We start from the raw sequence: 12,586 nt of genomic DNA, 5'->3' as shown, positions 1-12,586 counted from the left end.
ATTTTAAAGTGACAGAGATTTTATATTAAAAAATCTACAGTGCTTCTTTAAAATAATTAGTAGACAATGTCGCAGTAATATTTTGTTGTAAAGAACCAATCCTTACCACAATTTTATTTACATTATTCACTTTTATTACTTCACAATCTAAACCACTTAGAGTGCCATAGCAGATTTTTTTAATATCTCCTACTTTTAGTAGTTCTACATTTGTTTCAAAATCTGAAATGTCTTCTGAATTCAATAATAGCCTAATCTTATCAATTTCATCATCTGGAATTCTTGCATATTCTTTACCAAAGCGAATATATACGCAAGCTCCATGAACAGATAAAGCCTTATAAAACTCTATGGACGATTTCACATTAACAAATACATATGAAGGAAACAATGGTTTTAAAACCGTTTTCTTACGATCACTCCATTGTTTAATTGTTTTTACTTGGGGCAAAAAAGTTTCTAATGAAATATCCTTTAAAGATTCATGCACTTTTTTTTCCCAGCGAGATTTGACATATAGAACATGCCACCCATTGTTAAAAATCATTAAAATTTAATTTATAAGAAAAGCTGCGCTTTCCTCAGTTACAAGAAGAATTTGTTTGAAAGATTTATTTTCGATTTAGATAACTAATTTAACATAGTTGCCACTATATATAAAGAAACTTAGTTATTTAACTTCAGTAAAGCTAAATTTTTTTTTATAATAAAACAAATAAAAATGTTAACAAAAAATTAATTTTATTTAAAGAATTGTGATTTTTTATAAGATAACATCATTATTTTCATATATAAAAATGAACAGAAAAAAATTAAAAAAATGAGAGAATCCCATAATACTAAAAACATTGGCAAACCCATATATACTCCATACATTTCAAAAAATCTTGGAGCGTAAATTTCTCTGAGAAAAAAGAAAAATTAAGCCCTAAAATAGAGCCTCATTTTGAATTTTTCAAAAAGAAAAAAAAACATAAAAAAGAACCTATAAAAATAGCTAAATACTTACACAAAATTAGTTTTGAGAATAAACCTTGACATTATAATGCTAATTCTAATTCACTTTAAAAGCTCTCTAATTATTAGTATTAAAATCAAATCTTGAAATAACATCTGGAGCTTCAAAAAATTATTGATAATCTAAAATATTATTAAAAATTAAATTTCAACAAGGATTTCACACATAATTAAATTCTATTTTTAATAAAAAAGCCTGCAGATATAATTCTACAGGCTTTTTTTCATCTACAAATTATTTAAAATCGTTTTTGTTTTTATCCTTTAGTAAACACAAACTCTCCTCCTCCTTGTTTTAATACCATTATTTTTTCTATGGGATTAAACTCTAATGTAATCCCTCCTCTATAGTATTTAAATTTATCTTTTTCGGTTGCTTCCAATAGATATGCTGACTGTCCTGCCGCTTGTGCAATAAGTGTTTTATTGTCTTTTGAAACTGTTATTTTGATTGAAATTTTATTAGATGAATAGGTTCCTAAATATTGATCTAAATCTTCAGAATTAACAGCATAGGTTTTAAATTCTGGGATATCAAATGATTTATTGTAAACTGCACTCAAAACAACAACAGGAACTTCATTATTGTTATAGTTTGTTCCATTTGACGTTAATGCGAAAGATATTTTTCCATCATAAAAATAAGAGAAAGTAGCTGTAAATTTATCAATGCCTCCTCTATGTCCGTAACCAATATTTTCATAAAATGGTGTTTGTGCAAGTCCTAATCCATGTCCTTCATTTATTGTTTTCATCAATTCAAGACTTTCAGCTTTCAAAAGCTTTCCACCAAAAAGGGCATCACTGAATTTCACTAAATCTGTTGGTGTTGATACTATTCCACCAGAACCCAATGGAATTGAAATATCCGTTTCTAATTCAGCTTGCCATTTGTCCGTAAATCGATAAGATTTAACTTCATTATTCTTACTATTGATTTTTCCTCCCAGATAGGTGTTTTTCAAACCTATAGGTTTTGTAATATAGGTAGTCAATAATTCTGAGTATGGCTTTTTATAAATTTTTTCAAGAATATAACTTAACAATACATAATTTGAATTGCTATATTCCGCTTGAGCATCAGGTTCAAATTCACTTCCTCCTTTAGTAATAATTTCAACCATTTCTTTTTCCGTTTTGGCTTCCGTATTCCAAGTCAGAAAATCATCATCATCAGTGAAATCATGTATTCCGCTTCTATGGTTCAGCAAATGCTTTATTGTAACCTTGTCTGCATTACTAATTGTTGGAAAAAACTTTTCAATCGTTTGATTTAAATCTAATTTTTTATTCTCCACAGCTTTTAAAACTAAAACTGAAGTGAACGTTTTTGAGATGGAACCAATTCTATATTTTGAATTTTCATTGGCTTTGATATTATTTTCAACATCGGCATATCCGATTGTTTTGGTATAAATAATTTTACCATTTTGAGAAATAGCAACACTTCCCATAAATTTATTACTATCTTCTAATGATTTAAAGTATAAATCAAGCTTTTGAGTGTCTATTTTTTGTGCTATAGCAAATGATGAAATCAAAAAGCAAAGCAAATAAGCTAAATAATTTTTATTCATAATAATTTTATTTTAAGGTTCTTTTTAATCGGAGTAATAGCGTTATAACAACGTAGAAAGCTGTAGCCAATAGGAGCATTACAGGTATAAACCAATTCCCTAATCGTTCATATTCTTGGAGACTGATTCCGTTTTCTCTAAAATAGCCTAAAGTAAAAACGTCGTTTGCACGGTAAAAAAAGCCAACGTTTTGTGGATCGATAATTTTAGCAAAAATCAAGAATACAAAACCAAAAAGTAACAGGTATAGTATGGCAAAAACAACATATGAAATACCATTTCCTATATTTAATGCTAGTGCTTTGATTATTTTTAATGGATTGAACGTTTTAGTAGCTTCTTCTAATTTTTTTTCTGCTACCAATGGTTTTAAGAAAACTTCGGGTTGTCCTAATTTTTCTAAAATATCTAATAATCGTTCTACTTCACCTTTTCCATTTTCTAAATCATCAATAATACTTTCATAGATATGACTATTGATTTCCAACAAAACCTCTTGCTGATTTTCTTTGTTCAATATTTTTGTAGTATGTTGAATTCTTGATATATAATCCTGATATATCCTTATAGAATTTTTATCTTTAAATGTTATTTCTTTAAACTTCATATCGAATTTATCGTTGTATTGAGATTATCCCAATAGGTTTTCATTTCATTTATTGTACTCAATCCCAATGTTGTAATAGTGTAATATTTCCTTGGGATTCCAGAATCTTGCTCTACCCACTTAGATTCTACTAAATCTTCTTTTTTCAATCGATTCATCAAAGGGTAAAGTGTGCCTTCAGCAATTTCAATTTCTGTTTTTTTCTTTATCTCATTGATTAGATCATACCCGTAGTATTCCCTCTTATCTTTTAAGACGCTTAACACTAAGAAAGACAAAGTTCCTTTCTTGAGTTGTGATATCCATTTGGTTGTAAAGTCTTCGTTCATTTTTCAAATGTAAAACAAAATACTTTGTTATACTATGTATTTCGTTTAAAATTATCCATCAGCAAACTAACATCCGTCAAATTGCTTCTATTACAAATAGTTATACAAACTAAAGAACTACCGTCAATGCTGGGAATTCTATCGAAAAAGACCTCTCGAAATATTTATTTTTTTATTGAAAAAAAATCGATTATTGATTGAACAATGGAATTCAATGGAGTTAATGATGTGTGTTTTTTAAGAAAAAATACCTTGTTTCATCTTATCAAACAATCTACTTTTCTAAAAAAAGATAAAATCGGACAATTAAATGCAGTAATTTTATTAGGTATTGGCTCAACCTTCCATAACTGTACACAAAAAAAGGGATGATTTTTCAATCATCCCTTTTTTATCTTATTTCCTATATCCCTCACTACGAATGAGGTCATCATTAACTCTTTTTGAATAGTGCAATTACTTTTTTAACAATGGTCAAAATAGCCACTACAAGTAATCCAGCTACTAAGCCAATTACTAGTTCTTTAACAACAGATGGAACTGCTGGGAATATATGGTGCAAAAATTCAATATTATGAACAAAAATTCCACCAGAAACTAATATAAGAGCAATTGTTCCGACAACTGCTAAAACTCGAATAATAATAGGCAATGACTTTACTAATACATTCCCTAATTTTGCTAAGAAGCCTTTATTATTATAACGATTAATCAATTTATAACCGGCATCGTCCATTCTCACAATTAGGGCAACTATTCCATAAACACCTATTGTTGCCAAAAGAGCTACCACTGAAACTGTTATTATCTGTAGGGTTAAACTTCGGTCTAAAACACTCCCTAGTGCAATAATTACAATTTCAACTGAAAGGATAAAATCAGTAGTAATCGCTGATTTTACTTTCGTTTTTTCAACATCACTACTGCTCTCTTCCGTTTGCTCAACAACGAGCTCACCTTCTTTTGAATGGTGAAAAAAGTATTCAATAATTTTCTCAACACCTTCATAGGCTAAATAAAATCCTCCCAACACAAGAATTACTTTTATTGCAACTGGGAAAAATACATTTAGAAGCAATGCAATGGGAACAATAATAATCTTATTAATCAAAGAGCCTTTTGTGATTGCCCATAAAACTGGTATTTCACGTGAGGATAGGAAGCCTGTCGCTTTTTCGGCATTAACCGCTAAGTCATCTCCTAATATCCCTGCTGTTTTACCTGTTGCTACTTTTGTTGTAACTGCAACATCATCCATTAAAGCAGCGATATCATCTAAAATTGCAAAAAATCCTGACGCCATGTTTTATATAATTGTTTCGTTATAAAAATATTGAATTAAATTCAAATGTATATCGTTATGATTGTATGATTTAAGAATTAAATCGGTGCTGATATTAAAGATTATCTTCCGTTGCCATCTCTGCTTCAAGCGCAATAGCTTCTAACGCTACATTCTCTTCTTCTTTCTCTGGTTTTGATGCTTTAAGCGCATTAAATCTTTCCAATTCTTCCATTTCACCTTCTTCTCCACTGAAATATGGAAAAACATCCATAATCGGAGATTCTGAAATAGCAGGTATTGTATATTCTCCCATAGTATCTTTCATAATGACATTCGTATTATCATACGCTTCTTTTACATCATTGGCTTGTACTAACATATACAAATTTGATTTTCGTTCTTTACCGCTTTCTTCATCATATGCTAATAAAGAAACTTTTGATTTAAACCAACGGTCTGAGTTTTCGAAGGGATGTATCTCTGCATAATTTCCTACTTTAATGTTAGTGATTTTGAACTCTTCACTAATGTAGGCGGACATTTCTTCATTGATTCTCTTTTCTGCTTCTGTATAGGACAAGGCATCTACTAAATAAGGTTCTGTTGTAATTTTCTGTACTCCAGTCTCGTCTGTTTTTCTGTATTTTACTTTGCATTCGTACCAAGTTGTGCTCATTTCTTTTTTTTTAAGGATGCCAAAGATAGATTTTCAAGAAAAAACAAAACCATTATTCCTAAAATAGATATTCACAATTTTGAAGAGAATTATTTAAAGTAATAGAATACAATGCTTTAACCATCAATTGTAAAAAAGAGACTTTATTTATCGGAATTGTTTGGGTTTGAGTTTTTGCGCAGCCAATTTGACTATTTCACGAATTCGTTTTTGTTTGGTCTCTTCTCTTTTAGCCATTACAAGCCATTGCAAAATACTTTTTCTAGCCGATTTACTTAGTCCTAAAAAAAAGTCGATTGAGCCTTCTTCTTTTTTGAATTCTATTTCTAAATCAACAGGGATTTTTAGTTCTTCTACTTCATCTAATATTGTCCATGAACCATTTTGTTTTGCCGTATCAATACTTTTATGTCCTGCTGGCGCCATTAGTCCATGCGTAATTAGTCGATCAATTTTTGTCTTATTAATCTTGGACCAAACACTATTGGGCTTTCGCTGACAGAAAAACTGCATAAACGTATGATCATCAATCGATTTCTTTGTACTGTCTATCCATCCAAAACAAAGTGCCTCATCTACTGCATCACTCCATGTTATCGTTGGCACATTAGATTTCTTTTTATAATAAATCAACCAAATTGATCGCTTTAAGTGATGATTCTCTTCTAGCCATTGTCTCCACTCTTGTTGGCTTCTTGGACAAAAAGTTTCTATATCTGTTTTTTCCATTTCTTCTTTCTTTTTACTACAATTGATATCTTCTTTGAACTGAATCTTTCTGAGGAAAAACATATAAAATGCCCGCAAAAGCTTAATTACAACTATTCTGACTCAAAGTTTACGCAACAAATTTATACGACCTCAATGACAACCCTATGTCAAGAATAAAAATAATTATATACTTTTATAGTAGCTTATTTGCCACATCTTGAATTACAAACCAACTTTGTCGCAAACAGCCTTTTAATTGTCATTTTCAGACGTGTTCATTTATTCCTTTTCATAGCATCTTTGTATTATAATTTAATATAAAATTTCTAACCCCTTAAATACCTGCTTTATGAAAACATCTAAATCAAACCAAATCATCTTTTGGATCGCAACAATTTTAATTTTTTTATTTGAAGGCGTAATGCCCGCTTTAACCTGGCATACAGAATTAGCCAAAGAAGGAATACGTCATTTGGGTTACCCAATGTATTTTGGAGATGCTCTAGTAGTCTTTAAAATTTTAGGTGTTATTGCTCTTATAATTCCTCAGGTTCCAAAGCGTTTAAAAGAATGGGCTTATGCTGGTTTTGTATTTGACTTTTTGTTTGCTTCAATTAGTCATTTCGCTGTAGATGGATTGAACTTTCAAGGTTTTTTTCCATTAATCGTTTTAGCCGTTCTAATGGTTTCCTATATTTATTATCATAAAATAAATGCTGTAAAACTTTAAAACATAAGAATATGTCTTTTCAAGCTTACTTAGATAATATCAAAGCCAAAACTGGTAAAACCACTGCCGATTTTCAATCCTTAGCAGAACAGAAAGGTTTCATCGAAAATGGAGAAATTAAAAAAGATGTAAAAGCTACTCAAATTACAGACTGGCTCAAAGAAGATTATACCCTAGGGCATGGCCATGCGATGGCTGTCTATGCTTTTCTTAAAGGAAAAAGAGAATAACATACAGCCTAAAGCCTCTTTAAAACAGTGTTTTAAAGAGGCATTTTATTTAGAACAACACCTACAATCAACTGAAATTAAAAACATTAACTCTAAAATATCTCACTTATAACAACGATAATTATTGTGTCTCAAAAAGTTTATATATATTTAGAATCCAAAAAACCCATAATCTAAATACCATATGATTCAATTATTACCATTATTTGCCATTAAGTTTTTATTTTTCAGCTTATTATTCACTGAACCTTCTAGTGAAAAAATGATTTCTAACAAGGACATCTCTATCATGACTAATGAAGTCGTTCAAAACAATGACATCATGAGTGTAGCAAAGAAATACATCGCAAAAGATTTTTCGAACGCTGCTGCAATTCAATACCTTGACAATGATCTAGTGTCAGAAGTAGATGCAAATTATCCATACATGAGCCGATTCACTACAAAAGATGAATTTAAAAATATAAAAGACGTTACTTCAAAAAAATGGGTTGCCTATATTGACGTAGATGGGCCAAATAAAAGTGGTGAAACAAAAAGATACTCTTACTCAGTTTTAGTCCGCGAAAATGGAGATGCTTTAAAAAGTAAAAGAGGTCAATATGAAGTAATTGGTGTTAAGGTACTAGAACGTTAGTCCTAACTTTACATCGCTTTAAATAAAGGTCATTCTATTTCATATTCAAGAAAAATAAAATAACTTTATAACTCTATCCAAAAGATCTAGTTATGAAAAAATCTGTATTTATATTACCTTTTAAAGTCGTATTAATTCTATCTGTTTTAATTTTCACTGGATGTAAAAAAATAGATCCTCAAAGCGATTCTAACCCATCTAATGATAAACAACAGGTAACCACCACAGATTCAACAGCTATTTTTAAAATGGCTAAGCGATACCTCAATACGAGCTTTATCAATCCATCTACAATACAGTACATTGATGACAGCAATAGAATCGTTAAAGTTCGTCGCGATTATCCCTATAAATATAGGAATATGAAAAATGATGTTTTTGAAAAGATGAGGGATACGCTTTCCAATAAATGGCTGATCACTATTGGCTTTAATGCGCATAACAAAAATGATTCTGTAAAAAGATTTTCTTATTCAATATTGGTTCGTGAAAAAGCCAATAGTCTTGTCAAAAAGGAACACTATGATGTAATTGGCGTGAAATCGACAGAATATAAACCTTAATTAATAATTACAGCATAAAAAAAGGAGCTTCTCAGCTCCTTTTTCTTTTATTATTTCTTCATGATTTTAACTGTTTGCTTATTATCTGTTTTAAGAATATAAACACCTGCTTTAAGATGGGTGATGTCTAATTCCACATCTCTTTCTATTGCTTTTACTTTCTTAGAGAACACCAAATTATTGTTATAATCATATAAATCAAAATTCATACTGTTTGAATTGATGATATGAACAAAACTAGATGTTGGGTTTGGATATACTACAAGAAGCTGAGCTGGTTTATTATTTACTTGTCCTTCTGGACTACAACCTACATTGAAATTATCTCCAATAGGCATGTGTGGCCCTGAAGATGGATAATATGATGCCATACAACACCAATCAGACCAAGCTTCTCCACATGGCAATTTAATTCTCCATTGTAGACATTTTGAACCAATCGCTTGAATCAATTCGTATCCATTGATAAAGTTGTCATTTACTACTACAGTTGTCGTTAATCCTTCGGCATGTGCATTTGCTGTAGATCCTGGACAGCAATAATCACCACCTCTTAATTCTATAATGTATGGTCCTCCAAAATTATCCCAATGTAAAACATCATTATCAAAATAATAGTTTACTGTTCCTCCAAATGAAACATCTGCACCTGGATTGGTGGATTGTGCGATGACTTCAAAAGTTTGTCCGGTACTATTAGACACATAAGTCGCTTTTACTCTAAATTCATACGTCCCAGTTGGTGGAAGTGTCGTTGAATTAAAATAGACGTTAAAACAAAATGAGGTTGCATCAAGATTATCAATATTTACATCTCCTGGTGCTAAAGTCACAACATTACCATTATGTAATACTTCCAACTCAAGGTTAGTCAATGTATTATCTCCTGGCACTTCAAATGTTCCACAAACTTGTACTTTTTCTTTTGGAGCACAATTATTTTCTATTGGAACTAATTTTATACTACCTATAGGCATAGGAGTACATTCTTTCTCTCCTACAATATTATCGATATAAGTTATCCCTCTATCTTTACCTGCACCACAATCGGCTGCAATAAATTGAAGTATTACTTTTTTACCAACATAAATTTTAGGGATAGTTACAGAATGACACAACCATCCGTCCGTATAGAATAAATGGTTATTTTGGTTTATCAACGTTGAATTTGCAGGGTCAGCTACTAAACAATATTGTGTACCAGAAATTACATTACGGTTTTGATCTAATACTCTAAAAGTAAAAAATGTTTGATGTTCCAAATCTGCAATATGTCCTGAATCAAAAATTGACATATAATTAAAACTAACATTTCTTGGAGCAAGATTTACTACTTTTTCAAAAGCAGTAATATCCTGATAACCGCTTACTACGTCATTCAATCGAATAGCAAACTTTCCTCCATTTGGGGGCACTACGTCTTTTTGAATGCCATAACTTGCTAAAATAGGATCATAGTTTCCAACCGAAACAATACTCGCTTTTTCACTTGCATTATCATAACTACTAAAATTAGGATAATACAAACTACCAAATGATGTCCCAATTTGGCAATTCAAAATACTGAAAGGGGTCAAATTTTGATTTCGATAATCTAATGTATTACCTGTTGATAATCCAGATTCAAAATTCTCAATTATTTGAGCGTTTGCAAAATTCATACTCATTCCGGAAATGAGTAAGCAATAAAATAATTTTTTAATCATAGTATAGGGATTTTGTGTTAAGCAATAAATCTACACTATTTAATATTATTTTAACATAATTTATATAAATAAAAAATCATTTATGATAAATAATAACATAATAACCATATAATGTTATTTTATAAAATTATTCTACATAACAGTATGCCCTAATTATTTTAGTTTAGAATCGTAACAAAAAACATCGCTTTTTATAGTGTAAGGAAAGAAATTTCGGTAAAACTCACTAGAGGTATTGCTATCTTAAATTATAGCAACTCTTAAAAAACAGGTATAAACACTCGTTTTTATTTGAATTATAAAATACTATATTTACAAAATAATCCCTACAAATAAAATATTAAAATTTTTGCATTTTATCCTCTAAAAATGCCCTAACCCTATGATATAAAACTACCATGAGAAAATCTTATGCCCTTTTCCTATTATTAGCTGGCTTGTCTATTTATGTTTTCAGAAGTCGAGAAAATGAAAACAGAATCAAATCTTCACATCTGATTTCATCTTCCAAAATGCAAGTTTTACACAACAAAGTAAATGATACTCTTTTGCTTCAAGAAAAAACAAGATCAAAATAAAAAACAGAATCTTCTACTGGATATTTTTTTAAAATTTCATTTCTAATTTAATTAGAAAGGGATATGCTACCCTTTTATTTTGTATTTTTCATCTTCATTTATTCGTTAAACATAGTATCAAAAACTTTTATTCCTATGAATACAGCTAAAATCGCCCATTTAGTACTTCAACAATTTAAAGGACTTCCTTCTGGAGCTAAAATACAATTAGCAGAGACCGTAACCTCTATTACAAACGACAATCGTTTTAGCGCTGAAAAGGTCCGTAATTACTTATTTGATCAAGAATTAATCAATCTCCATTCTAATGGTAATGTTTCAATTTCTGAAAAAGGTCAGACTTTAATCCAAAAATAATCCATAAAGTAATTTAGATTTACTACCCTCATCAATTATAATAGAGAAAAAACCTAAACCAATGGTACAATTTTTGTGTGTTGAGAAATTATAAAAACAGATCCAATTTATAATTTTAAATCCCACACAATGATTCAATTTAAATCATCTTTTTTAAGTAAATCACTATGCCTATTTACACTAGCATTACTCTTTTCCTGCTCTACTGATGATAGTCCTGCTTTAACTTGTGAAGCAAAAAAAGCAAAAATAAACAGAGAATACGATGCACATATTTTATGGATTCGCGCTGGTGGAGAAAACTCGATGCAAGAAGCTATAATCAATCAACAACGGTATGATAAATTAGCAAAGGCTTGTGATTAAAAATCACTCTCTAAATCTATTCCTATAAAGAATATTATATCCTAAAAAAATACTCAAAAAAGTATCTTTTAAAGCTTAATTAAAATTAAAAACCCCTTATAAATAAGGGGTTTTCTATTATATCTCCATAAAGCTGTACGATTTTAATCCCTGGAAGCTTATTAAAATTGAATTAATGATTCCCCAAACATTTTTATGTATCAATTTTAACAGCAATAAAACTACATCTTGACTTTTATAAAATCGTCTAATGGTTTCTTTCCATAATGATCAAAATACTTCAAAGAGAAATAATTTAAGCCAGTATACCCTAATTCGTATACTATATCTGTTAACGTGTTAAATTTACCACTTTTAAGTAATTCATGTGCTAAAATAATCTTTTCTCTAGTAAAAAATATATTTGGTGGGTCAATATACATTTTTTTAAACAAAGTTTTATATTTCGTAACAGACATTCCTGCTTTATCCGCTAAAAATTGAACACCAGGAAATTCACTAAATAAATTATCTAGTAAATATTCTTTTGTTATTTTCAATGCATCGATTTCTTTTTCTGATATATGGTGCATCATAGGCATCAAATTGGAATATCGATCTAGAAATTTAGCCAACAATTTCAATGCTACTCCTTTGGTATAGAAGTCGAACGCCGGATCCAAAAAAGATTTATTCTTTATTTCATGTAAAATGATCTTGCTTTTACTATCGATATGGTCATAAAAAAACAAGGTATTTTTATCGCTTTGTATCTTACGTTTATTGGAATTCGCTGAATTTATTGCACTAATTGCCGAGCCTAATAACTCTTTTGACACCAGCAATCGCATAGCAAAAATTCGCTCTCCTACTGCTGGATAAAAAACATTATCAATATTATTATCAATCACACCTAAGCCTAAATTTGCTTTATAACCAATTTTATGTTTTTCATTCTGTACTTCAATCAAGTTCATTTCATCGCTAAAATCATAATGAATAATATACAAACTATGATTTGACCTACATCTTTTTACCCGAACTGGCTTCTTCATCACCATGTCCAATATAACAACTGATAATCCCGGTATTACTTCGGTAAAAAATGTTTGTCCATCGGCTATTTCTTTAGGAAGAATAATCAATTTATTGTCAACTAGTTCAGCTCCCAATTGCTCCACTAGTGGTTTTTGCCATTCTGGCGTCAAAGAATATGTATGATTAATTTCAAGCATTCT

At 30.0% G+C, this 12,586-nt stretch carries 15 protein-coding genes; 6 read left to right on the top strand and 9 right to left on the bottom strand.

Annotated features, from left to right (window positions below):
- Window positions 1–34: 34 nt before the first annotated feature.
- The 7 genes from P6733_RS08485 to P6733_RS08455 form a co-directional block, all read right to left on the bottom strand.
- Window positions 35–490: a UpxY family transcription antiterminator gene (locus P6733_RS08485; protein WP_372339296.1), complete on the bottom strand. Its 456-nt coding sequence runs from the start codon at window positions 488–490 to the stop codon at window positions 35–37.
- 784 nt (window positions 491–1,274) lie between these two features.
- A complete protein-coding gene (locus tag P6733_RS08480) occupies window positions 1,275–2,594 on the bottom strand; it encodes a serine hydrolase domain-containing protein (protein WP_306352302.1) in 1,320 nt (439 codons plus the stop codon).
- Between the two features lie 7 nt (window positions 2,595–2,601).
- Window positions 2,602–3,201 (bottom strand): DUF1700 domain-containing protein, encoded by a 600-nt coding sequence (locus P6733_RS08475; protein WP_306352300.1) that lies wholly within the window; start codon window positions 3,199–3,201, stop codon window positions 2,602–2,604.
- Complete coding sequence (locus tag P6733_RS08470) at window positions 3,198–3,530, bottom strand: PadR family transcriptional regulator (RefSeq protein WP_306352298.1); 333 nt, start codon at window positions 3,528–3,530, stop codon at window positions 3,198–3,200. The genes P6733_RS08475 and P6733_RS08470 overlap by 4 nt, the downstream gene beginning before the upstream one ends.
- A 433-nt stretch (window positions 3,531–3,963) precedes the next feature.
- Window positions 3,964–4,833: a DUF808 domain-containing protein gene (locus P6733_RS08465; RefSeq protein WP_306352296.1), complete on the bottom strand. Its 870-nt coding sequence runs from the start codon at window positions 4,831–4,833 to the stop codon at window positions 3,964–3,966.
- A gap of 94 nt (window positions 4,834–4,927) precedes the next feature.
- Entirely contained in the window at window positions 4,928–5,491 is a 564-nt protein-coding gene (locus tag P6733_RS08460) for a DUF4494 domain-containing protein (RefSeq protein ID WP_306352295.1), read from the bottom strand.
- A gap of 147 nt (window positions 5,492–5,638) precedes the next feature.
- A complete protein-coding gene (locus tag P6733_RS08455) occupies window positions 5,639–6,220 on the bottom strand; it encodes a YdeI/OmpD-associated family protein (RefSeq protein WP_306352293.1) in 582 nt (193 codons plus the stop codon).
- 331 nt (window positions 6,221–6,551) lie between these two features.
- On the opposite strand from P6733_RS08455, the gene P6733_RS08450 reads away from it, so the two are divergent.
- The 4 genes from P6733_RS08450 to P6733_RS08435 all read left to right on the top strand — a co-directional run bounded on the left by P6733_RS08450 (window position 6,552) and on the right by P6733_RS08435 (window position 8,362).
- On the top strand, window positions 6,552–6,932 hold the full coding sequence (locus tag P6733_RS08450) for a DoxX family protein (RefSeq protein WP_306352291.1): 381 nt from the start codon (window positions 6,552–6,554) through the stop codon (window positions 6,930–6,932).
- An 11-nt stretch (window positions 6,933–6,943) separates the two neighbouring features.
- Window positions 6,944–7,162 carry a DUF4287 domain-containing protein gene (locus P6733_RS08445; protein ID WP_306352290.1) on the top strand — a complete coding sequence of 73 codons (219 nt, stop codon included), beginning with the start codon at window positions 6,944–6,946 and terminating at the stop codon, window positions 7,160–7,162.
- 184 nt (window positions 7,163–7,346) lie between these two features.
- Window positions 7,347–7,799, top strand: a complete 453-nt coding sequence (locus tag P6733_RS08440; protein WP_306352288.1) for a hypothetical protein — start codon at window positions 7,347–7,349, stop codon at window positions 7,797–7,799.
- A 92-nt stretch (window positions 7,800–7,891) separates the two neighbouring features.
- Window positions 7,892–8,362, top strand: a complete 471-nt coding sequence (locus tag P6733_RS08435; RefSeq protein ID WP_306352287.1) for a hypothetical protein — start codon at window positions 7,892–7,894, stop codon at window positions 8,360–8,362.
- A gap of 50 nt (window positions 8,363–8,412) precedes the next feature.
- On the opposite strand, the gene P6733_RS08430 is transcribed toward P6733_RS08435, so the two are convergent.
- A complete protein-coding gene (locus P6733_RS08430) occupies window positions 8,413–10,068 on the bottom strand; it encodes a T9SS type A sorting domain-containing protein (RefSeq protein WP_306352285.1) in 1,656 nt (551 codons plus the stop codon).
- A 713-nt stretch (window positions 10,069–10,781) separates the two neighbouring features.
- Here P6733_RS08430 and P6733_RS08425 point away from each other — a divergent pair.
- Window positions 10,782–11,003: a hypothetical protein gene (locus tag P6733_RS08425; RefSeq protein ID WP_306352283.1), complete on the top strand. Its 222-nt coding sequence runs from the start codon at window positions 10,782–10,784 to the stop codon at window positions 11,001–11,003.
- A 129-nt stretch (window positions 11,004–11,132) separates the two neighbouring features.
- On the top strand, window positions 11,133–11,369 hold the full coding sequence (locus tag P6733_RS08420) for a hypothetical protein (RefSeq protein ID WP_306352281.1): 237 nt from the start codon (window positions 11,133–11,135) through the stop codon (window positions 11,367–11,369).
- Window positions 11,370–11,590: 221 nt separating this feature from the next.
- Here P6733_RS08420 and P6733_RS08415 read toward each other — a convergent pair whose 3' ends face one another.
- On the bottom strand, window positions 11,591–12,583 hold the full coding sequence (locus tag P6733_RS08415; RefSeq protein ID WP_306352279.1) for a helix-turn-helix domain-containing protein: 993 nt from the start codon (window positions 12,581–12,583) through the stop codon (window positions 11,591–11,593).
- Window positions 12,584–12,586: the final 3 nt, after the last annotated feature.

This window comes from Flavobacterium aerium, assembly GCF_030766725.1.
GTDB lineage: Bacteria > Bacteroidota > Bacteroidia > Flavobacteriales > Flavobacteriaceae > Flavobacterium > Flavobacterium aerium.
Note: the sequence above shows the minus strand (reverse complement) of the source record. Positions and strands in the feature narration are given on the sequence as shown.

Coding starts and splice junctions, on each gene's coding strand:
- P6733_RS08480 (WP_306352302.1), bottom strand. CDS start 2,594: ATGAATAAAAATTATTTAGCTTATTTGCTTTGCTTTTTGATTTCATCA.
- P6733_RS08475 (WP_306352300.1), bottom strand. CDS start 3,201: ATGAAGTTTAAAGAAATAACATTTAAAGATAAAAATTCTATAAGGATA.
- P6733_RS08470 (WP_306352298.1), bottom strand. CDS start 3,530: ATGAACGAAGACTTTACAACCAAATGGATATCACAACTCAAGAAAGGA.
- P6733_RS08465 (WP_306352296.1), bottom strand. CDS start 4,833: ATGGCGTCAGGATTTTTTGCAATTTTAGATGATATCGCTGCTTTAATG.
- P6733_RS08460 (WP_306352295.1), bottom strand. CDS start 5,491: ATGAGCACAACTTGGTACGAATGCAAAGTAAAATACAGAAAAACAGAC.
- P6733_RS08455 (WP_306352293.1), bottom strand. CDS start 6,220: ATGGAAAAAACAGATATAGAAACTTTTTGTCCAAGAAGCCAACAAGAG.
- P6733_RS08450 (WP_306352291.1), top strand. CDS start 6,552: ATGAAAACATCTAAATCAAACCAAATCATCTTTTGGATCGCAACAATT.
- P6733_RS08445 (WP_306352290.1), top strand. CDS start 6,944: ATGTCTTTTCAAGCTTACTTAGATAATATCAAAGCCAAAACTGGTAAA.
- P6733_RS08440 (WP_306352288.1), top strand. CDS start 7,347: ATGATTCAATTATTACCATTATTTGCCATTAAGTTTTTATTTTTCAGC.
- P6733_RS08435 (WP_306352287.1), top strand. CDS start 7,892: ATGAAAAAATCTGTATTTATATTACCTTTTAAAGTCGTATTAATTCTA.
- P6733_RS08430 (WP_306352285.1), bottom strand. CDS start 10,068: ATGATTAAAAAATTATTTTATTGCTTACTCATTTCCGGAATGAGTATG.
- P6733_RS08425 (WP_306352283.1), top strand. CDS start 10,782: ATGAATACAGCTAAAATCGCCCATTTAGTACTTCAACAATTTAAAGGA.
- P6733_RS08420 (WP_306352281.1), top strand. CDS start 11,133: ATGATTCAATTTAAATCATCTTTTTTAAGTAAATCACTATGCCTATTT.
- P6733_RS08415 (WP_306352279.1), bottom strand. CDS start 12,583: ATGCTTGAAATTAATCATACATATTCTTTGACGCCAGAATGGCAAAAA.